The sequence below is a fragment of the Bradyrhizobium sp. 482_C4_N1_8 genome, assembly GCF_052075965.1.
GTDB lineage: Bacteria > Pseudomonadota > Alphaproteobacteria > Rhizobiales > Xanthobacteraceae > Bradyrhizobium > Bradyrhizobium barranii.
Genome location: NZ_CP197231.1, coordinates 2,049,936 through 2,069,939, shown reverse-complemented (window position 1 = coordinate 2,069,939; position 20,004 = coordinate 2,049,936). Strand labels below are relative to the sequence as shown.

The following is a 20,004-nucleotide window of genomic DNA, read 5'->3' as shown; positions in this document are numbered from 1 at the left end:
TTCACGAAGCGGTCACACAAGTCGATTGGACTTCCGAATGCGGCGTGCGGACGCAGGGCGCCGCGACGACGCAGGCGCGGTCAGTTCTCGGATTCGGTGAACACCTCATCGCGCTTGGCGCGCAGCACGGGCAGGACCGTGAGGATCAGCAGAAACGCCGCGATCGCCAGCAGCACCGCCGACAACGGACGCGTCAGGAACACGCTCCAGTCGCCGCGCGAGATCAGCAGCGCACGACGCAGGTTCTCTTCCATCAGCGGTCCGAGCACCATGCCGAGCAGCAGCGGCGCCGGCTCGAAATCGTGCTTGATCAGCCAGTAGCCGACCAGACCGAAGACGCCCGCGAGGATGACGTCGACCGGTGCGTTGTTCACCGAGTAGATGCCGATCGCGCAGAAGATCACGATCGAGGGGAACATCAGCCGGTAAGGCACGCGCAGCAGCCGCACCCAGATTCCGACGAGCGGCAGGTTGATGATGATCAGCATCAGATTGCCGATCCACATCGAGGCGATCATGCCCCAGACCAGATCCGGCTGCTTCTGCATGACCTGCGGGCCCGGCACGATGCCATGGATGGTCATCGCGCCGACCATCAACGCCATCACCGCGTTCGGCGGGATGCCGAGCGTCAGCAGCGGAATGAACGATGTCTGCGCCGCAGCGTTGTTGGCGCTTTCCGGCCCCGCCACGCCCTCGATCGCGCCGCGGCCGAACCGCGACGGGTTCTTGGCGAGCTTCTTCTCGAGTGTATAGGCGGCAAACGACGCGATGACCGCGCCGCCGCCCGGCAGAATGCCGAGGATCGAGCCGAGCACCGTGCCGCGCAGGATCGCAGGCGCCGAGTCGGTCAGGTCTTTCCTTGTCGGCATCAGGCCGGTGATCTTCTGCTGCACGAGATCGCGATTCATCTCGGCGCCGGCGTCGAGATTGCGGATGATCTCGGCGAAGCCGAATACACCCATCGCCACCGTCGCGAAGCCGAGGCCGTCGGCGAGCTCCGGAATGTTGAAGGCCATGCGCGAGGCGCCGGTCTCGATGTCCGAGCCGACGATCGAGAGCAGCAGGCCGAACACGATCATCGCGATCGCCTTCAGCACCGAGCCTTTGGCCAGCACCACCGCGAAGATCAGGCCGAGCACCATCAGCGAGAAATACTCGGCCGGACCGAACGCCAGCGCGAGCTTCGTGAGCGGCGCGCCGAGGACGGCGATCAAGACGGTCGCAACGCAGCCGGCGAAGAACGAGCCGATCGCGGCGATCGCCAGCGCCGGGCCGGCGCGGCCCTGCTTGGCCATCTGGTGGCCGTCGATGGCGGTGACGACCGAGGTCGCCTCACCGGGTATGTTGACCAGGATCGACGTGGTCGAGCCGCCATACTGGGCGCCGTAATAGATGCCGGCGAGCATGATCAGCGCGCCGACCGGCGGCAGGCCGAAAGTGATCGGCAGCAGCATCGCGACCGTCGCGATGGTGCCGATGCCCGGCAACACGCCGACCAGCGTGCCCACGAGGGCGCCGATCAGGCACATCAGCAGGTTGATCGGAGAGAACGCGACGGCAAAACCGTGAGCGAGGTTGGCAAAGAGCTCCATTACACCCTCACTGAACCAGGAAACGCGGGAACATCGGCATCGGCAACCCGAGCACGTACGGGAACAGGATTGCGCAGCCGAGCGTCAGGCAGGCGCCGACGATGGCGGCCTCCAGCCAGCGCGTCTCATGCGAGCCCAGCGCTGCAATCATGAAGCTCACGAAGGCCGTGACCACGAGGCCGAGCGGCCGGATCGCCAGCGCGAAAAACAGGATCGCGACCATCACGAACAGCGGCCCGCGCCAGGAATAATGGGCCATCGCCGGCCCATCGGTCAGAAGGCCGGTCAAGGCGATGCCGGCCGACAAGGCCACCAGCAATCCACCGAACATCCGCGGTGCCGTGCCGGCGCCGAAGGAGAAGCCGCGCATGCCCTGCAGATCGCTCGACGCCCACAGCGCGAACAGGGCGAGCGCCATCAGGATGACGCCGCCGACATAATCCTGCGCCGACCGGATCGTCATGAACAGCGTGAGGATCGCCACTGCAAACAGTGGATAGGAATAGATCAGGGCCAGCAGCACATCGGATGATGCCTTCTTGGTGCCGGCACCGAACGATCCGAATATTGCACTGGGCGCGCCGGCGAGCAGCGCCGTCGCATGGCCGGTTACGACCTGCAGTGGGCCGCGCCCGGCACCCCAGCCGAAGATCGTCCCGATCGACCAGATGAATTCGAAAATCTGCGGCGCGATCGCCAGCAGGCAGAAGCCGATCGCCACCGAGGTGTTTCGGGTGGCAGTCGCCGAGTGGCCCATCGTGTCGGCCATGCTTGTCTCCTCCGCGACTCCTAAGTCACGAGCACTGTTGTTCTAATCGGCTGGAAAAGGATCCCCCGCCCGGATCACTGCCTAGCGATTTTCATTACACAATGCCAGCAAAACCAATCAGGCCTCCGGCGAGCAGAAGCCAGAGTGGATTGATGCGCGAGACGGACGCGAGCACTGCAACCGCCGCGGTCAGAAGCAGCGCAGCAAAGGTGCGATCGGTCGACTGGGCCAGGATCAGGGCGCTGGCTGCCATCAATCCAATCGATAGCGGAACCAGTGCAGTCTGAATCAAGGCGGGCCAGCGGGATTGGCTGGGCCGGCTCAGCAGACGGCTGACATAATAGGCAAGCAGCGCCGTTGGCAGGCACATCGCCAGCGTCGCCGCCAGCGCGCCGGGGATGCCGGCGACGGCATAGCCGATTAACGTGACGATAAGCACGTTCGGACCTGGCGAGAGCTGTGCGATCGCATAGGCGTCGGCGAACTGCTTCTCGGTCATCCAGTGATGCACGTCGACCGCGATGCGGTGCATCTCCGGTACCGCCGCCGCAGCGCCGCCGACTGCGAACAGCGACATTAGACCAAAGGTGGAGATCAGCGCCCAGATCGGGTTTTCGCTGTTCATGCTGCTACCTTCCGCCGCACCCAATATGTGACGCCGATACTGATTGGAATCGCGACCAGCAGCACCGCCTGGAGCGGCAGGCGAAGCACGCCGATCGCAACGAACACGCCGAGCATGAGAATGAGCACGACGACGTCCATCCGCTTGAGCAGGGGCATCATCATGCGAAAGACCACCGCGATCAGCAGCCCGACCGCCGCGCAGGAGATGCCCGCGAGGATCCGGCGCAGCACCTCCACATCGCCGAACCGGGCGTAGATGATCGCAAGCACGGTCATGATCACCGTCGGCGGCAGCAACAGCCCGGTAAAGGCGGCAACGCCGCCGGCGATGCCGCGCAGCCGCGACCCGAACACCATCGACAGGTTGACGATGTTGGGCCCGGGCAGGAAATGGCAGAGCGCAAAGGTCTCGTTGAACTCGTCCGCCGTCATCCAGCGGTGCTGATCGACGATGGCGTGGCGGGCAAACACCAGGACCCCGCCGAAGCCGGCCAGCGACATCCGGGCGAAGGCCAGGAACAGCGCGACGAGGCCGGGCGGAGGAGCGTGGGCGGCTGGATGGTCCGGCTCTTGGGCGGCCGGTGCTGAATCCGTGGACATGTCAGGAGCTTAGAACGCTGGCCGTCCCAGGGCCAAGATCATACCGAGGCCCGGCCGGAACCTATCCAAAGGGAACCGTGGGATCGCCGCTCGAAACACCTGTCATTTGAAACCTTTGCCCCCTATATTGGGGGTGCCGGTTCGCCGGCTATGGAAATAAACGGTCGTCGCAATAAACCATTCGGACCCGGGGGCGGTACCCGGCGCCTCCACCAAAGCCCACCAGCGGGCTCACCCAGAGCGGGTTTTGGCGGGGGCGAAATAGGATCGACGAGGGCGTAAAGGGCGTGCTTTTTCCCGGTATTGTTCCGCCGTTATCGGGCTACTGCAATAGTTGCCAACGACAACTTTGCTCCGGTTGCTCAGGCTGCGTAACGCAGTTTGAAAGACCATCTTAAAGTCCTAACGGGTTAAGCTCCGTTAGGCGGGGTTCGGAGGCACCTGGCAACAGAAGCCTCCACTTACCTCTTATTTTTATTTCCTTCCCGGCGGGGACTCCTGCTGACCCGTCAGGCGCGGTACTATTGCGGCTTGGCGAGTCGGGCCGGCAGGGCCCAACTCCTGGAATGCAACAGGACCACCATGGCGACCGATCATATCCGATACGATGTGCTGGCCCGCGACGCGCTGCGCGGCGTGCTGCGGAAGGTGCTGACCGATGCCGCGTCCCATGGACTGCCGGGCGAGCACCATTTCTTCATCACCTTCGTGTCGAAGGCCGAGGGCGTGAAGCTGTCGTCGCGGCTCCTGGCGCAATACCCGGAAGAGATGACGATCATCCTCCAGCACCAGTTCTGGGATCTGACCGTGCTCGAGGACCGTTTCGAGGTCGGCCTGTCCTTCGGCGGCATTCCGGAGCGGCTGATCGTGCCGTTCAGCGCGATCAAGAGCTTCCTCGATCCGTCCGTGAAGTTCGGCCTCCAGTTCGACACCTCCGATGTCGCCGAGGTCTCATCCGAGACATTGCCGGCCGCTCCCGCGCCGTCGGCCGTCGCAGTGCCCGCGCCTGCCAGTGAGCCGGCCGAAAGTGCCGAGGAGCCGACCGCCCCGAACCAGGGCGGCGCCGAGGTGGTGCGGCTCGATCGTTTCCGCAAGAAATGATCTAGGTTGGGCGCGAAACGGTCGCGCCCGGCCAAACTGCCGATATAGAAGAGCACATGAAGAGGCTGCACGGCATTCCGTGCCGCAGAATGGATGTGCTCATGGCCAAGACTGCTCGCTCGAAGACTGCTCGCTCGAAGACTGCCCGCCCCGCCAGCCGCACCGAGACCGACAGTTTCGGTCCCATCGAGGTCCCCGCCGATCGCTATTGGGGGGCGCAGACCGAACGCTCGCGCCAGAATTTCCGCATCGGCATCGACCGCATGCCGATCGAGCTCGTGCATGCGCTCGGCATCGTCAAGCTCGCCGCCGCACAATCCAACCTCGCGCTCGGCCTGCTCGACCAGCGCCGGGCCAACGCCATCATCCGCGCCGCGCGCGAGGTGATCGAGGGCAAGCTGGACGATCATTTCCCGCTTGTCGTGTGGCAGACCGGCTCGGGCACGCAGAGCAACATGAATCTCAACGAGGTCATCGCCAACCGCGCCAATGAGCTGCTCGGTGGCGAGCTCGGCGCCAAGAAGCCGGTGCATCCCAACGATCACGTCAACATGAGCCAGTCGTCGAACGACTCGTTCCCGACCGCGATGCACATCGCGGCCGCAAGCCGCATCAATGCCGATCTCGTCCCTGCCCTCGGCGAGCTGCTGCGCGCGCTCCGCAAGAAGGAGAAGGAGTTCGCAAAAATCGTCAAGATCGGGCGGACACACACCCAGGACGCCACGCCGCTGACGCTCGGCCAGGAATTTTCCGGCTACGCCGCGCAGGTCGAAAGCGGCATCGCCCGCCTCAAGGTCGCGGTGAAGGACCTCTATCCGCTGGCCCAGGGCGGCACCGCCGTCGGCACCGGCCTCAACTCCAAGCCGCGCTTCGCAAGACTGTTCGCAAAGCACGTTACTGGGATTACGAAGCTGCCCTTCACCAGCGCCGCCAACAAATTCGAGGCGCTGGCCTCGAACGACGCCTATGTGCTGGCGCACGGCGCCATCAATTCCGTCGCGACAGGCCTGTTCAAGATCGCCAACGACATCCGCCTGCTCGGATCGGGCCCGCGCTCGGGCCTCGGCGAGCTGATCCTGCCGGAGAACGAGCCGGGCTCCTCGATCATGCCCGGCAAGGTCAACCCGACGCAGTGCGAGGCGATGACGATGGTGTGCTGCCAGGTGTTCGGCAATCACACTGCGATCACAGTCGCCGGCAGCCAGGGCCATTTCGAGCTCAACGTCTACAAGCCCGTGCTCGCCTACAACATGCTGCACTCGATCCGGCTGATGGCGGACGCCGCGCGCTCCTTCACTGAACATTGCGTCAGCGGCATCCGCGCCGACGAAAAGCGCATCAGGGAGCTGATGCAGCGCTCGCTGATGCTGGTGACCGCGCTCGCCCCGAAGATCGGCTATGACAACGCCGCCAAGGTGGCGAAGACCGCGCATGCCAACGGCACCACGCTGAAGGAGGAGGCGCTGCGGCTCGGCTTCGTCTCGGCCGACGAGTTCGACCGGCTGGTGCAGCCGGAGAAAATGACGCGGCCTGGATGAATTCCGAATTCCGATAGTCATCCGTAATGATACGGTGCCCTGGGGCTCATAAATATAAGGCCTAAGGGCCGGGATTTGATTACCGTCAATGTTGTGGCGAGGCGGCGTGCTACGCAGGCCTCTCTGCCCTTTGACGGGGCTAATTCATCGTTTGATGGCCCGAGGGGCCAATTGACGAGGACGAGCGAATGGCGATCAAGTCTCATAGGGCGCAACACGGCACCCAGTTTCTGAATGTTTCATCCTGCCAGAAGAGGAGCGGATGATGGAGACGCGGCATGGGGAACGTCATCAACCTGAATCGTTTCAGGAAGCGCGCCGAGCGGGAAGCCACGGCGAAGCAGGCGGACGTCAACCGGGCGAAGTTCGGCCGCACGAAGGCGGAGCGGTCGGCGGAGGAGACACGCGCGGACCAGGCGAAGGCGCATCTGGACCAGCATCAGATCGATCGCGAGGATCAGTCATGAAGTCGCCCGTGGTGAAACGGTCGATCGTGGTCGCCGGCCACAAGACCAGCGTCAGCCTGGAAGAGGCGTTCTGGAACGGCATGAAGGAGATCTCGGGCCTGCGCAACATGACGCTGTCCGAGCTGGTCGGCGAGATCGACGGCAACCGCCAGCAGGGCAATCTGTCCTCGGCGATCCGCCTGTTCGTCCTCGACTACTTCAAGAGCCGCGCCATGGCCGCCATCCAGCCGGAAAAGGTCCCGGCCCAGTAGCCGTTGGGCGTCCCCCAACGGCGCCTCGCGGTTCTGCACTTTAAAATCACTCTAAGGTGCAGTTTCAGCCGACCCGCGCGCTTGACCTCACTGCCCTGCGTTGAAAATACAGGGCATGACCGACACCAATGACACGCGTTCGCGGATGCCGCTGGGCCTGGCCCAGCGCGGCTATATCGGCATCATCCAACACCTTTCCGCCGGGGATGCGGGCTCCGCGCTCTCGGACATCGAGCTCGAGAGCCGGCTGATCGAGCTCGGCTTCGTCGAGGGCGCCCGGGTCGAGGTCCTGCACGAGGGCCTGGTCGGGCGCGACCCGATCGCCGTCCGTGTCGACAACATCACGATTGCGGTCCGCCGTCGTGAAGCCATGGCCATCATTGTCGCCTAGATAGCGACCGGAAATCTGATCCCATGGAAGCTCCTCTGCTGCATCTCGCCCTGGTGGGCACGCCGAACAGCGGCAAGACGTCGCTGTTCAACGCGCTGACCGGCAGCCGACAGAAGGTCGCGAACTATCCCGGCGTCACCGTCGAGCGCAAGGAAGGCTTCTTCGTCACGCCCCTGGGACGCCAGGTCTCGGTGGTCGACCTGCCCGGCACCTACTCGCTGCGCGGCCGCAGCCCGGACGAGGAGATCACTCGTGACTTCGTGCTCGGCAAGGCGTCCGGCGAAACCGTGCCCGACCTCGTGCTGTGCGTGGCCGACTCGACCAATCTGCGCCTGACCATCCGCCTGCTGCTGGAGCTGAAGCGCACCGGCCGGCCGATGATCCTCGTGCTCAACATGTTCGACATCGCGAGCCGCCGCGGCATCACCGTCGACGTGGAGCGGCTCGCCAAGGAGCTCGGCGTGCCCGTGGTCACCTCGATCGCGGTGCGCAAGAGCGGCACGGCCGACCTGTTGGCGCTGACGGACGAGATCTCGGCGAAACTCGCCGCGGAGCCGCGGGAGAACAGCTGGAGCGCGCTCAGCGTCGCCGAGCTGCGCGCCACCCAGCGCGAGGCCGACCGCATCATCGCCGACTGCGTCAGCCTGCCTGCTAGACCCGACACCTGGACCGCGCGGATCGATGCGGTCGTGCTGCATCCGGTCGGCGGCCTGATCGTGCTCGCTCTCATCCTGTTCGTGATGTTCCAGGCGGTGTTCGCCTGGGCACAGCCGCTGATGGACCTGCTCAACAACGGCTTCGACGCGCTCGGCGAATTCGTGCACGCCACCCTGCCCGCCGGCCTGCTGCAGAGCTTCCTTCAGAACGGCGTGATATCTGGCGTCGGCAGCGTCATCGTGTTCCTGCCGCAGATCATCATCATCTTCCTGTTCATCCTGCTGCTGGAAGACTTCGGCTACATGGCGCGCGCCGCGTTCCTGATGGACCGCATCATGGGCGGCGCCGGCCTGCACGGCCGCGCCTTCATTCCGCTGCTGTCGAGCTTTGCCTGCGCCATTCCCGGCATCATGGCGACGCGCGTGATCGACAACAAGCGCGACCGGCTGACCACGATCCTGATCGCGCCGCTGATGACCTGCTCGGCGCGCATTCCCGTCTACACGCTGATCATCTCTGCCTTCATTCCGGCCAGGGACGTCTGGGGCTTCATCAACCTCCAGGGCCTCGTGATGTTCGGCCTCTACGCCGCCGGCATCACAAGCGCGCTGGTCGTCTCGTTCCTGATCAAGTTCTTCATGCTGCGCGACTATGCGCCGGCGCCGTTCATGCTGGAGCTGCCGGACTACAAGATGCCGCGGCTGAAATCGATCGCGATCGGCGTCTACACGCGGGCGAAAATGTTCCTGCATCGCGCCGGCACCACGATCTTCTCGATGATGGTGCTGATCTGGTTTCTGGCCTCGTTCCCGCAGCCGCCCGCGGGCGCCACCGAACCCGCGATCGACTTCAGCCTCGCCGCGATCATCGGCAAGGCGCTCGAGCCGCTGCTGGCCCCCGTCGGCTTCAACTGGCAGATCGCGGTCGCGCTGATCCCGGGCATGGCGGCGCGCGAGGTCGCGGTCGCAGCCCTCGGCACCGTCTATGCGATCGAAGGCGGCAAGGAAGCGGCCGAGCAGATCGGCCAGGTGCTGGCGACGAAATGGTCGCTCGCCACCGCGCTGTCGATGCTGGCCTGGTACATCTTCGCCCCGCAATGCGCATCCACGCTCGCGGTGATCCGGCGCGAGACCGGCAGCTGGACCTGGATGGCCGTGACCTTCTTCTACATGCTGGTGCTGGCTTATGCCGCGAGCCTTCTGACCTACAACGTCGCGGTCGCGCTCGGCGCGGGGTAGCGCCCTCTCCAAACTAAAATTGCGAAAACAACCCCATGCACAGTAGACGGGGATTGTCGGGCTCGTGATCGGTGACGTCAGTGAAGTCGTTGATGCATCCGAGGAAACAGACGTAACCCGGATGGAGCGCAGCGAAGTCCGGGAAAGCGCATCTGATGCGAGGATTCCCGGATTGCGCTACGCTCCATCCGGGCTACGGACTACGGCGTGCCGGTTGCGCCGTCGGGCAAAACAGGAGCAGATGGCATCCTCCCGGGATTCCCACCTCGACTGCGCCACCATACGACTGGACGCGTTCGGTCCGAACCAAAATCAACAAATCAAATGGAGGCGACGCAAGGCCTCCTCCGGTGCCTCATCATTACTGGCAAACATAACCGCAGGAATTGATGCCGGACATCCGCGCGTTTGCTTTCGCTCCCCATGAAAAAGGCCCCGGTCGATGCCGGGGCCTGAGTTCACTGGGAGGACTTTGGATCAATAGCGCGCCGCGCCGTAACCGCCGAAGCGATAGTTCACGCGAACCGTGACCATGTCGATATCCTGGGTGACACCGCTGCCGGTGAGGGTGAACCCACCGGGTGTGACCACGCCTGCGAAGGAGGTGTTGTCACGCCCCATCCAGAGGTGGTCGTATTCGACACCGACCGTCCAGTTCGGGCTGAAGCCATACTCCCAGCCAACACCCAGGGCACCGCCCCAGCGCGTGTGACCTGCCGAGGCGAGGCCGACGCCTGTGACGTTGTTGAAGATGTCAAAGCGATTGCGCGTCACGGCGGCGCCGCCCTTCACGTAGAGCAGTGAGGCGTTCCATGCCCAACCGAGCTGAGCCGTGAACAGCCCGATCGCATCGGTCTTGCCCGTGGTCGAGATAAACGGATCGATCACGCTGACGCGTGTGTTCTTGATCTCGGCCCAATCACCCTGAGCTTCCAGGCCGAGCACGAACTGATTGGTCTGCCAGCGATACCCGATCTGTCCACCGACGAGGCCTCCGGAGCGATCGGCGCAACCACTTGCGACGTTGCCTGCGGGCGTTATCAAATCGACGCAACCGTGGCTCTGCCCCCAGCCTCCGTTGGCGCCGATGTAAAATCCGGTCCAGTTGTAAACCGCCACCACCGGTGCCGGCGGCGGCGCCTTGACGGCCATATCGGCCGCCATGGCCGGAGCCGCCATGCTCAGCGCAGCGAAGCCGATCGCCGCGATCGAAAGCTTTTTCTTCATCGTTTCGTCCCCTTTGCTCAAATTTCTTTCGTCAGAAGCGAGCCCTAATGCAGGCTGGCGTGCATAAAGCTTGCGAACATCCTGAAGTTTACGCGCGAGGGGATTTTGGGCTCGTATCAAAATGGCAACACCCAAGCGCCATCGCTGTGCACAGAAGAGTGCTTAGTCAGTCTTTGAAGTGCCGTGCGCTCCAGCACCGTCCTGTTCGTCAGCAAGCCACGCGCCGATGCCGGAGGATGGGATCACCCGCTTCGGCAGGTGCGGGTTGATCGTGCCTGCAAAGACGGAAAGTCCCTCATCGCGCTTGGCGCGCGCAAACAGCTTGGCTTCATGTTCAGTCGCGAAGGTCTTCGTCTCGCGCGGACTTCGTTGTCTCGGCAGAACGCCTCGCCGTTGCACTTCGAAGGTGACGTACCAGGTCGGACTCATTGCGCACACCAACATGTCACCAGTCCCTAGAGTCGCCTTATGGTGCGGCTGTCATCCGCCTGTTTGATTCAGATCAAGCAGCGACTTGACTGCGAACGCTTGACGCGCCGGGCTGCGAACTGAGGATCGGTTGACCCGTCGGGCAACACAGGAGCACGATGGCATCGTCGGCTTCAGTGACATCCGGCTCGCGACCTTCTCCGTCCTGCGAGTGGCGGTGCGGTACCGTCTTCGGGCTGGATCGGCGTCGTGATCAGGGCCGACCGCCACCCCATCAGCAGGGAACCCGGCGCCGATCTGAGAGTTCGTTCCAAGGCCGTTCGGCTTAACCGGGCGCGAGCCCTGGGACTCGCGCAGGGGCGGTGGCGCCCTTCTCTCGAAGCGTCAAAGGGGATCAATGAGCAGTCCATCCAGCACTGTTACGGACAGTGCGCCCCGAGAGCTGTCCAGAATATCGACCGGCAGCGCCGGGCTGGACGACATCCTGGGTGGCGGCTTCGACGCCAACCGGATGTATCTCTACGAGGGGCAGCCCGGCACGGGCAAGACCACCATCGCGCTTCAGTTCCTGCTGAGGGGGGTGCGGGACGGAGAGCGCGTGCTCTATATTTCGCTGTCCGAAACCAAGCGCGAGCTGGACGTCGTGGCGCAGCGGCACGGCTGGACGCTGGACGGCATCGACATCTTCGAACTGGTTCCGCCGGAGACGACGCTCGATCCGGAGCGCGAGCTCACGGTGTTTCATCCCGCCGAAATGGAGCTGAGCGAGACGACCGGCCTGATCTTCAGGGAAGTCGAGCGGGTCAATCCCAACCGCGTCGTGCTCGACAGCCTGTCCGAACTGCGCCTGCTTGCCCAGAACCCGCTTCGTTACAGGCGCCAGGTGCTGGCCCTGAAACATTTTTTCACCAACCGCAATTGCACAGTGGTCCTGCTCGACGATCTTTCGTCATCTCAGGACGATTTGCAGCTCCATTCCATTGCGCACGGCGTGGTGATGCTCGAACAGGTCGCGATCGATTACGGCGCCGAGCGGCGCCGGCTCCGCGTGATCAAGATGCGCGGCATCCGGTTTCGCGGCGGGTTTCACGATTTCACGATCGAGCGAGGCGGCCTGCAGATATTCCCCCGCCTGGTGGCGGCCGAACATCACAAGACCTTCGTCGGCGACTTCACCCCGAGCGGCAACGCCGAGCTCGACCAGCTCCTGGGAGGCGGCCTCGAGCGCGGCACCAATGCGCTGCTCATCGGCGCCGCCGGCGTGGGCAAATCATCGGTTGCGCTCACCTACGCGATCGCGGCGGCCGAACGTGGCGAGCACGCGGTGTTCTTCGCGTTCGATGAAGGCCGCGGCACGGTCGAAGCGCGCGCCCGGACACTTGGCCTGCACCTGCAAGAACACGTCGATTCGGGGCTTGTCCGGTTTCAGCAGATCGATCCCGCCGAGCTGTCGCCGGGTGAGTTCGCCGCAAACGTGCGAAAGAGCGTCGAGGCCGACAATGCCCGTCTCGTCATCATCGACAGTCTGAACGGCTATCTGGCCGCGATGCCCGACGAGCGATTTCTCATCCTGCAGATGCACGAACTCTTGAGCTACCTGGGGCAGCAGGGTGTGCTGACCATCCTGGTCCTCGCCCAGCATGGCCTCGTCGGTCCGATGGATACGCCTCTCGACATCAGCTATCTCAGCGATTCCGTGGTCATGCTGCGCTATTTCGAGGTCGGCGGAACGGTGCGGCGCGCTCTGTCTGTCGTCAAGAAGCGCAGCGGCCGACACGAGCATACCATCCGGGAATTTCGGCTTAGCAGCGCCGGCATCACGCTCGGCCCGCCCCTGAGGGAGTTCAGCGGCATCTTTTCCGGCAATCCGCATTATACCGGGGCACCTAAGCCCGAAGGGTCGGTTGAATGAGCGTTGAGCGAGATCACCATGTTCTCGTCTTTGCTCCGATCGGGCGCGACGGACTTGCCTCCGCCGAGCTGTTCCGGAGTTCGCACCTGGAAGCGACCAGCTGCCGCAGTCTGCCCGAACTCGTCAGCGAGATGGCAGCCGGCGTCGGCGCCGTTTTCGTTGCCGAGGAAGCTCTGTTCGGGAAAGACACCTCGCCGCTGGCACAATGGATCGAGAGCCAACCGCCCTGGTCCGACCTGCCCTTCGTCGTCCTGACCAGCCATCGCGAGCAGCCGGCCGTCCTTGCCTGGCGCCGCAGCATTGTCGCGCTTCTCCGTAACGTCTCGCTGCTCGAGCGGCCGGTTCAGCCAATGACGCTGACCAGCGCCGTTCAATCGGCACTGCGCGCGCGGCGGCGCCAATACGAAATCCGGGCTCTGTTCGCGGCGCGCGAACAGGCGGCTCAGGAGCTCGAGACGCTGGTGGTCGAGCGCACGCGGGCCCTTGCGGAAGCCGTCGAGCAATTGCGCGTCGAGATGGACGAGCGTGCCCGGGTCGAGGAGACGCTTCGGCAAGCCCAGAAGATCGAAGCCATCGGACAGCTGACCGGCGGGGTGGCGCACGACTTCAACAATCTGCTGATGGTGATCTCCGGCGGCCTCGACATGCTCGACCGCCAGACCGATCCGGACCGTCGCCGCCGGCTCATGGACGGGATGGTCCAGGCCGCCCAGCGCGGGGCCAGCCTGACCAGGCAGCTTCTCGCGTTCTCCCGCCGGCAGACGCTCCGGCCGGAGCCCGTCGACGTCGCCTCGCAGATGGGCGGCATGCGCGAACTGCTCGATCGAAGCCTGAGAGGCGACGTCCATGTCGAGTTCGATTTTCCGGACACGCTCTGGCCGGTGGAGGTCGATCCCGGCGAGCTCGAACTCGTGATCCTCAACCTCGCCGTCAACGCCCGCGACGCCATGCCCAATGGCGGCACGATTCTCGTGCGCGGGGAAAATCTGCCCGATCTGAATGACGAGCAGATCGCCGGAGACTATGTGCGCCTGTCCGTCGTCGATACCGGTGTCGGCATGAGTCCGGAGATCCTGTCACGCGTTTTCGAACCATTCTTCACGACCAAGGAGGTCGGAAAGGGCTCGGGGCTCGGGCTCGCCCAGGTCCATGGATTCGCGACGCAGTCGCGGGGGACGGTCCGCATTCGATCGGAAGTCGGCCGAGGCTCCAGCATCGAACTCTATTTGCCGCGATCGCTCAGCACTCCTTCCAGGGAGCGACACCTGATCGATCTCAACATGGTGCGGCCGAAGAAGAGCAATCATGGCCGCATCCTTCTGGTCGAAGACGATGACGAGGTTGCCGCGCTGGTGAGCGAGATGCTGGGCCAGCTCGGTTACGAGGTCACGCACGCGGCGAGTGGCGCGGCCGCGCTCGGTGCCCTGGCCGACGGCCGCGCCGTCGACCTCGTCTTTTCCGATGTCATGATGCCCGGTGGCATGAATGGGGTCGAGCTGGCGCGGGAGATCAAGAGAAGGCGAAGCGACATACCCGTGCTTCTGACCAGCGGATACTCCGAAGCCGCAGTTCACGACGCCGAATTGGCGGGTCTGCAGATTCTGCCGAAACCCTACCATATCGACGAGCTGGCCGCGGCGCTCAGCGCGGCAAAGGCAGAACCCGGGCGCGACATGGAGTCCAAGCGGTCCAGCCGCTGCTGACGCGTGCGGTGTCGCATCGCGAAAGCGATCGACGACCGGCCGCCAAAGCGGCTATCAGTCTCCATGGACCGCTTCAGCACCGACAGATTGACCGCCGAGAGGCTTCGCGAAGACCACCTCGACGACCTCGTCACGCTGCATCTCGATGCCGAGGTGTCCCGCTATCTCGGCGGCGTGCGTGCACCCGAGGTCACCAAGACCTATCTCGCGACCAACATGGCGCATTGGGACCAGCACGGTTTTGGGCTGTGGGTGCTGCGAACGAAGGACGGCGCCTTCGCCGGGCGAGCGGGCATCCGGCACATCCTCGTGGACGAAATCGACGAGATCGAGATTGCCTACGCATTCAAGCGCGAGTTCTGGGGCCGCGGATTTGCGAGCGAGGTCGCAATCGCGCTGACGGACATTGGGCTGTCGCACCACGAACTGCCGTCTCTCATCGGCCTTGTCTATGTCAGCAACGGCGCATCCCGCCGCGTGCTGGAGAAGGCCAATTACATCCTCGAGAAGAGTACGACGCGTCATGGCAATGATGTCGTGATTTACCGCGCTCGGCGGTGAGATGCGTCTCGCAGGATGGGTAGAGCGAAGCGAAACCCATCCTTGCTTCCGGGCGCGTTGAAGCGTGATGGGTTTCGCTGTGCTCTCCCCGTCCTACGGGCTATCGCAAAGCCGCTTTAGGCTCCGCCGGTGCGGAGCCGGACAACCGACTGCGGCAACGAAGCGAGAAACAGCACAACGCACACACACAGCAGGACGATGTCCTTGAACAGGAACTCGCCGGCCAGATTCCACGCCATCGGATCGGTTGACAGGCTCCATGTGACGACGCCCGGCGTCGTGAAGAAGAACGACCACGTGATCGCGAAGGTCATCATGCCCATGAACGAACCCAGCGCCGACAAGACCGGACTGAAGCTGCCGGCCACGAGCAGCGCCGCGATCACGAATTCGGCGACACCGAGAACATAGGCCTCTCCCCTCAGGCCGAATACCGACAGCCAGGAGATGAACGGGCTGTGGCTGATGAACTGGGCGATACCCTGTGCGGATTGCAGTGTGAATTTCTGCATTCCAAACGATACGAATATGACCACCATGACCCAGCGCAGAATGGCGAGCGGACGATAAGAGCCTCCACCATTCTCCGCGACGTTGAATCCCATCATGCGACGATTTCTCCCCGGATTGCGCATCCATCTATTGGCGAACGAAGCGTCCGCTACGGGCTATTCGGAGGGGAGCGTCCGTCGTTACATCCGCGGCGGGGTTCCACGATCACAGCTGCGTGCAATGCGCGTGTCCGCGCCACGGTCGAGACTCGCGCATTTCGGATCGACAGGCTCTAGCCGTCGCCGCAATTGCGATGACAGTGCATTCAATTGATGCGCACGGGGTCCCCGGCTTCGAGTTAAGTGCACTGTCACCGGCTACCCGGGTGCCGGGCCGACAAGGCCTGACCGGCAGGTAAGGCCCGCAGATGACGAAAGCAGACAAGGCGGTTTATGCGGCCGTTGAGTTTTCTAGTCCTCGCGGCGAGCGAGAACTCTGTCAGCAGATCCGCACATTCACGGACAAATCAGTACGGGAGTTTTCGCCTGTGCCAGCACCTTGTTTGTCACGCTACCGATGAGAAGCATGGAGAGTCCGCTGCGGCCATGGGATGACATCACGATGAGATCGCAACCTTTATTCTCGGCTGCTGCGATGATGGCTTGATGGGGTTGCCCGTTCTCCACTTGAATCGGTTCGCAGGAAACGCCGGCCTCCTTGGCCGCATTTGCCGCGCGATCCAACGCGCTCGTGGCCTGTTCCTTGCGCAGCTCGGCATATGTTGCGACTGCTTCACGGAACCGCCCTGTCATTTCTGAAAACGGCTCCACAACGAAGATTAGAGATACCTTGGCTCCAAGGGATTTCGCCAGCGCCAACCCATGCGCCACGCCGTGCTCCGCTAGCTCCGACCCATCTGTCGGAATGAGAATATGCCGGTACATGCTTCACCTCCCGCCTGTCTGGACGTATCGCTGCCTTCCGAATGTAAGCTGGGCCCGCGTTTCGGATACGGTCTTGAGATAGATCAATCTCTCGGCCCAGCTCGTAGGATGGATAGAGCGGAGCGAAACCCATCAACACGCCTGGATGGAACGATGGGTCTCGCTGCGCTCTACCCATCGTACAGGCCGCGAGCTACCGCTCGCCCGGCCACATCGCCATGGCCGCCTTCGCTACGCCTCTCAACTCCTCAGGCGTCGCGTCGTCCTTGGCCTGGATCGCCATGCCTTCGAAGACGCTGAGGTAGAACCGGCTCAGCGCATCGATGTCGGTTGCGGCAGGCAGTTCGCCGCTCGCGACCGCAGCCTCCAGCCGCCCGCGCAAATTGCCGAGCATATCGAGCCGGGCCTTCTTGATCTCGCGGGCAATCGTTGCCGGCCATTCGTCGCTGACGGCGCCCAGCACGGCCATGCAGCCGGCCGGCGCTCTCCGGGATTTCGGCAGGGTCTCGGCCGCCCCGATCAGCAGATTCTCGATGCCGGCGCGCGCGGTCGCGCCTTCCGCAAGCCGGTCCCAGACCGGCTGGCCCTGGGTCTCGACGTAATGCTCGATCGCGGCAAGGTAGAGTGCCTCCTTGCTTTCGAAGGCCGCATAGAGGCTGGGCGAGCGGACGCCCATGGCGTCGCAGAGGTCGTGCATCGAGGCTGCCGCAAAGCCCTTGCGCCAAAACAGCAGCATGGCGGCCTCCAACGCCGCGTCGCGATCAAATTCCCGTGGCCGACCTGCCATCGCCCGTCTTTCTGTAATGATCAACACATAATTCACTTGACCGCGGCAATCAAGACTCCACATATTCTGTGTCGATCATTACAGAATTGGAGAGATCACATGACACTGGCAGGAAAACGGGCCCTGGTGACGGGCGCAAGCAGGGGTATCGGTGCGGCCATCGCGAAGGCGCTCGCCGCGGAAGGCGCCGATGTCGCGATTACTTACGAGAAGTCGGCGGAGATCGCCGCCAAGGTCGTGGACGCGATCAAGGCGACGGGCCGGAAAGCCGTAGCGATCCAGGCCGACAGCGCCGATGTCGCTGCCGTTCAGGCTTCGGTCGACAAGACCGTCAAGGAGCTGGGCGGGCTCGACATCCTGGTCAACAATGCCGGCATTCTGCGATTGGGCGGCCTCAACGACATCTCGCTCGCCGACATCGACGCGATGCTGAACGTCAACGTGCGTTCGCCGATCGCCGCGAGCAAGGCGGCGCTGCCGCACCTTGGCAAGGGCGGCCGCATCATCACCATCGGCAGCTATTTTGCGGACCGCGTGCCCTCGCCGGCGCTCGGCGTGTACGCGGCGTCGAAGTCGGCGCTAACCGCATTCACGAAGGCGCTGGCGCGGGAGCTTGGCCCGAGGGACGTCACGGTCAACCTCGTGGCACCGGGCTCGATCGACACCGACATGAATCCGGCGCACGGCCCGACCGCGGAGACGCTGAAACAGTTCATGGCACTGGGCCGGTATGGTGCGACGGATGACATCGCGAATGCCGTGGCATTCCTGGCGAGCCCGAAGGCAAAATACATCACCGGCTCGACCTTGACCGTCGACGGCGGCGCGAACGCCTAGACATTCTGGCGCTTCGTGTTCGTCCAACAGGAGGTTGAGAAGCTGGCCACGACGGCGATGGCAAAATAAGATGATGTTCGCGATCATCATGGCGGGCGGCCGATGCCTCGGCCGCCCCCGAGCGTTAGATGGAGCGTGTCGCGTGCTTCGTCTCTCGTCCAGCTTCGAGCATGACAGCACGACTGTCACTTTGGCTTGAACGTCAAAATGCCGTTTGCACTCATCGTTCGCACCCGTCATTGTTTCGCAACGCCGCCCGGATGTTGAGCGGGTTCCGGTGATCAAGCGGGAGGCCTTGCCATGCAAGACGTCGAGAAGCGTGTCATTGGCAAGGTTATGTGGCGGCTTATACCGTTCCTGATCGTCTGCTATTTCGTGGCCTATCTTGACCGCGTCAATGTCGGCTTTGCCAAGCTGCACATGAACCAGGCGCTGGGTTTAAGTGAAGCGGCGTTCGGACTGGGCGCGGGCTTGTTCTTCGTCGGGTATTTCCTGTTTGAAGTCCCCTCCAACATCTTCCTGGAACGAGTCGGCGCGCGCGTCTGGATCGCCCGCATCATGATTACGTGGGGGATCGTCTCGGCGGCCTTCGCATTCATCCCATCGATATCGGCAGCAACGGGAATACCGACGACGGGCGTCTTCTACTCTCTTCGGTTGCTGCTCGGCGCCTGCGAGGCGGGATTCTTTCCGGGCATCATCTTCTATCTGACCCTGTGGTTCCCGGCGGTTTACCGGGCTCGGGTCATCAGCCTGTTCATGCTGGCGATCCCGATTTCGTCCATCATCGGGTCGCCCATCTCCGGACTTCTGCTCGGCGTGACCGGTTGGGGATTGGAAGGCTGGCAGTGGCTGTTCATTCTCGAGGCGCTGCCGTCGGTCGTGGTAGGCATCTGCGTCCTGCTCTATCTGACCGATTTTCCGCGCCAGGCCCGCTGGCTGCAACAAGACGAGATTGCCTGGCTGGAAGACGTGCAGGCCACCGAGAAGCGAAACAAGGAGAAGGTCGAACACCTGTCATTGGGTCAGGCGCTCACCGATTACCGCATTTTGTTGTGCGCTCTGGTGTACTTCTGCCTGAATGCTGCAAGTTACGGCGTGGCGTTCTTCCTGCCGACCATCATCAAGGGTTTTGGCGTCAGCGATACCCAGACCGGCTTGCTCGCAGCGCTGCCCTTTATTTTCGGGGCCGCGGGCATGGTGCTGCTTGGTCGTCATTCCGATCGGACCATGGAACGAAAGGGTCACGTCGCCGCGGCACTGTTGATGGCAGCGGTGGGCATCGGAGTGGCAGGTCTCGTTTCCAACTCCGTCCTTGTCATGGCATTGCTTTGCTTCGCACAGATCGGCGTCTCCGCGGTCCCCCCGATGTTTTGGCCGCTGCCGGCGAGCTTTCTAACGGGAGCATCGGCTGCCGCCGGCATCGCCGCGATCAACTCGCTTGGAAATCTTTCCGGTTTCGCCGGTCCTTACGCAATGGGCTATCTGAAGGATTTAACCGGCAGTTTTACCGCAGGTCTTCTGTTGCTGGCGGGTTGCGCGCTGGTGGGCGCAGTCGTTGTCGTGCTGCTACGCATCGATGCAAGGCGCGAGCAAGTGTCCGGCGAAATCGCGATGGCGCACTAGACGCTGGTGATCATCGCTACCTGAAATAGCCGAGCACGAGATCGATATCCGCGCTGCCGGCAACCGTGCCGTTGAGCTCGGCGTCGATGACGCGGCGGCAGGCCGCTATCGCGGCGTGATCGCCGAGATCGTTGGCGGCTTCAAGCACGAGCCAGGCGGCGTCGACGGAAGCCTTCTCGGGAGCCGAACCGCCGGCATCGACGGGCAGGCTCTTGTTCTTGCGAATTGCGGTGCCGAATTGAGGCAACATGG

21 protein-coding genes and 1 other RNA gene are annotated in these 20,004 nt (G+C 63.4%); 12 read left to right on the top strand and 10 right to left on the bottom strand.

The window, feature by feature from the left end:
• Positions 1-80 precede the first annotated feature (80 nt).
• The 4 genes from AB7Z56_RS09735 to AB7Z56_RS09720 form a co-directional block, all read right to left on the bottom strand.
• Complete coding sequence (locus AB7Z56_RS09735) at positions 81-1,595, bottom strand: tripartite tricarboxylate transporter permease (protein ID WP_028147708.1); 1,515 nt, start codon at positions 1,593-1,595, stop codon at positions 81-83.
• Positions 1,596-1,602: 7 nt separating this feature from the next.
• Positions 1,603-2,364 carry a tripartite tricarboxylate transporter TctB family protein gene (locus tag AB7Z56_RS09730; RefSeq protein WP_063981615.1) on the bottom strand — a complete coding sequence of 254 codons (762 nt, stop codon included), beginning with the start codon at positions 2,362-2,364 and terminating at the stop codon, positions 1,603-1,605.
• A 94-nt stretch (positions 2,365-2,458) separates the two neighbouring features.
• Positions 2,459-2,989, bottom strand: coding sequence for a chromate transporter (locus AB7Z56_RS09725; protein WP_063981614.1), 531 nt, complete (start codon positions 2,987-2,989; stop codon positions 2,459-2,461).
• Complete coding sequence (locus AB7Z56_RS09720) at positions 2,986-3,591, bottom strand: chromate transporter (RefSeq protein ID WP_063981613.1); 606 nt, start codon at positions 3,589-3,591, stop codon at positions 2,986-2,988. The genes AB7Z56_RS09725 and AB7Z56_RS09720 overlap by 4 nt, the downstream gene beginning before the upstream one ends.
• A 96-nt stretch (positions 3,592-3,687) precedes the next feature.
• Between AB7Z56_RS09720 and ssrA the strand changes: the two genes are divergently transcribed.
• From ssrA to feoB, 7 genes are all read left to right on the top strand, one after another.
• Positions 3,688-4,053, top strand: a transfer-messenger RNA (tmRNA) gene (gene ssrA / locus AB7Z56_RS09715).
• 120 nt (positions 4,054-4,173) lie between these two features.
• Entirely contained in the window at positions 4,174-4,692 is a 519-nt protein-coding gene (locus AB7Z56_RS09710; protein WP_063981612.1) for an SspB family protein, read from the top strand.
• Positions 4,693-4,781: 89 nt separating this feature from the next.
• Positions 4,782-6,230 carry a class II fumarate hydratase gene (gene fumC / locus AB7Z56_RS09705; RefSeq protein WP_028156440.1) on the top strand — a complete coding sequence of 483 codons (1,449 nt, stop codon included), beginning with the start codon at positions 4,782-4,784 and terminating at the stop codon, positions 6,228-6,230.
• A gap of 278 nt (positions 6,231-6,508) precedes the next feature.
• Entirely contained in the window at positions 6,509-6,697 is a 189-nt protein-coding gene (locus AB7Z56_RS09700; RefSeq protein ID WP_063981611.1) for a DUF4169 family protein, read from the top strand.
• Positions 6,694-6,948: a ribbon-helix-helix domain-containing protein gene (locus AB7Z56_RS09695; protein WP_014493044.1), complete on the top strand. Its 255-nt coding sequence runs from the start codon at positions 6,694-6,696 to the stop codon at positions 6,946-6,948. The genes AB7Z56_RS09700 and AB7Z56_RS09695 overlap by 4 nt, the downstream gene beginning before the upstream one ends.
• A 115-nt stretch (positions 6,949-7,063) precedes the next feature.
• On the top strand, positions 7,064-7,339 hold the full coding sequence (locus AB7Z56_RS09690) for a FeoA family protein (protein ID WP_063981610.1): 276 nt from the start codon (positions 7,064-7,066) through the stop codon (positions 7,337-7,339).
• A 23-nt stretch (positions 7,340-7,362) separates the two neighbouring features.
• Complete coding sequence (feoB, locus tag AB7Z56_RS09685) at positions 7,363-9,234, top strand: ferrous iron transporter B (protein ID WP_063981609.1); 1,872 nt, start codon at positions 7,363-7,365, stop codon at positions 9,232-9,234.
• Positions 9,235-9,711: 477 nt separating this feature from the next.
• On the opposite strand, the gene AB7Z56_RS09680 is transcribed toward feoB, so the two are convergent.
• Both AB7Z56_RS09680 and AB7Z56_RS09675 read right to left on the bottom strand, forming a co-directional pair.
• The gene (locus AB7Z56_RS09680) at positions 9,712-10,461 is read right to left on the bottom strand and encodes an outer membrane protein (protein ID WP_063981608.1); all 750 of its coding nucleotides are present in this window, start codon (positions 10,459-10,461) and stop codon (positions 9,712-9,714) included.
• A 162-nt stretch (positions 10,462-10,623) separates the two neighbouring features.
• Positions 10,624-10,890 carry a hypothetical protein gene (locus AB7Z56_RS09675; protein ID WP_063981607.1) on the bottom strand — a complete coding sequence of 89 codons (267 nt, stop codon included), beginning with the start codon at positions 10,888-10,890 and terminating at the stop codon, positions 10,624-10,626.
• Between the two features lie 397 nt (positions 10,891-11,287).
• Here AB7Z56_RS09675 and AB7Z56_RS09670 point away from each other — a divergent pair, with 397 nt between their 5' ends.
• From AB7Z56_RS09670 to AB7Z56_RS09660, 3 genes are all read left to right on the top strand, one after another.
• Positions 11,288-12,802 carry an ATPase domain-containing protein gene (locus tag AB7Z56_RS09670; protein WP_063981606.1) on the top strand — a complete coding sequence of 505 codons (1,515 nt, stop codon included), beginning with the start codon at positions 11,288-11,290 and terminating at the stop codon, positions 12,800-12,802.
• Positions 12,799-14,505 carry an ATP-binding protein gene (locus AB7Z56_RS09665; RefSeq protein ID WP_063981605.1) on the top strand — a complete coding sequence of 569 codons (1,707 nt, stop codon included), beginning with the start codon at positions 12,799-12,801 and terminating at the stop codon, positions 14,503-14,505. The genes AB7Z56_RS09670 and AB7Z56_RS09665 overlap by 4 nt, the downstream gene beginning before the upstream one ends.
• Positions 14,506-14,568: 63 nt before the next feature.
• The gene (locus AB7Z56_RS09660) at positions 14,569-15,066 is read left to right on the top strand and encodes a GNAT family N-acetyltransferase (RefSeq protein WP_283017496.1); all 498 of its coding nucleotides are present in this window, start codon (positions 14,569-14,571) and stop codon (positions 15,064-15,066) included.
• A 116-nt stretch (positions 15,067-15,182) separates the two neighbouring features.
• Here AB7Z56_RS09660 and AB7Z56_RS09655 read toward each other — a convergent pair whose 3' ends face one another.
• The 3 genes from AB7Z56_RS09655 to AB7Z56_RS09645 all read right to left on the bottom strand — a co-directional run bounded on the left by AB7Z56_RS09655 (position 15,183) and on the right by AB7Z56_RS09645 (position 17,238).
• The gene (locus AB7Z56_RS09655) at positions 15,183-15,674 is read right to left on the bottom strand and encodes a YkgB family protein (RefSeq protein WP_084794996.1); all 492 of its coding nucleotides are present in this window, start codon (positions 15,672-15,674) and stop codon (positions 15,183-15,185) included.
• A gap of 399 nt (positions 15,675-16,073) precedes the next feature.
• Entirely contained in the window at positions 16,074-16,502 is a 429-nt protein-coding gene (locus AB7Z56_RS09650; protein WP_063981602.1) for a universal stress protein, read from the bottom strand.
• A 193-nt stretch (positions 16,503-16,695) separates the two neighbouring features.
• Positions 16,696-17,238: a TetR/AcrR family transcriptional regulator gene (locus AB7Z56_RS09645; RefSeq protein ID WP_245328564.1), complete on the bottom strand. Its 543-nt coding sequence runs from the start codon at positions 17,236-17,238 to the stop codon at positions 16,696-16,698.
• Between the two features lie 150 nt (positions 17,239-17,388).
• On the opposite strand from AB7Z56_RS09645, the gene AB7Z56_RS09640 reads away from it, so the two are divergent.
• Positions 17,389-18,126, top strand: coding sequence for a 3-oxoacyl-ACP reductase family protein (locus AB7Z56_RS09640; RefSeq protein WP_283017497.1), 738 nt, complete (start codon positions 17,389-17,391; stop codon positions 18,124-18,126).
• A gap of 300 nt (positions 18,127-18,426) precedes the next feature.
• Positions 18,427-19,752 (top strand): MFS transporter, encoded by a 1,326-nt coding sequence (locus tag AB7Z56_RS09635; protein ID WP_063981599.1) that lies wholly within the window; start codon positions 18,427-18,429, stop codon positions 19,750-19,752.
• Between the two features lie 16 nt (positions 19,753-19,768).
• Here AB7Z56_RS09635 and AB7Z56_RS09630 read toward each other — a convergent pair whose 3' ends face one another.
• Entirely contained in the window at positions 19,769-20,002 is a 234-nt protein-coding gene (locus tag AB7Z56_RS09630; RefSeq protein WP_063981598.1) for a hypothetical protein, read from the bottom strand.
• Between the last annotated feature and the right edge of the window lie 2 nt (positions 20,003-20,004).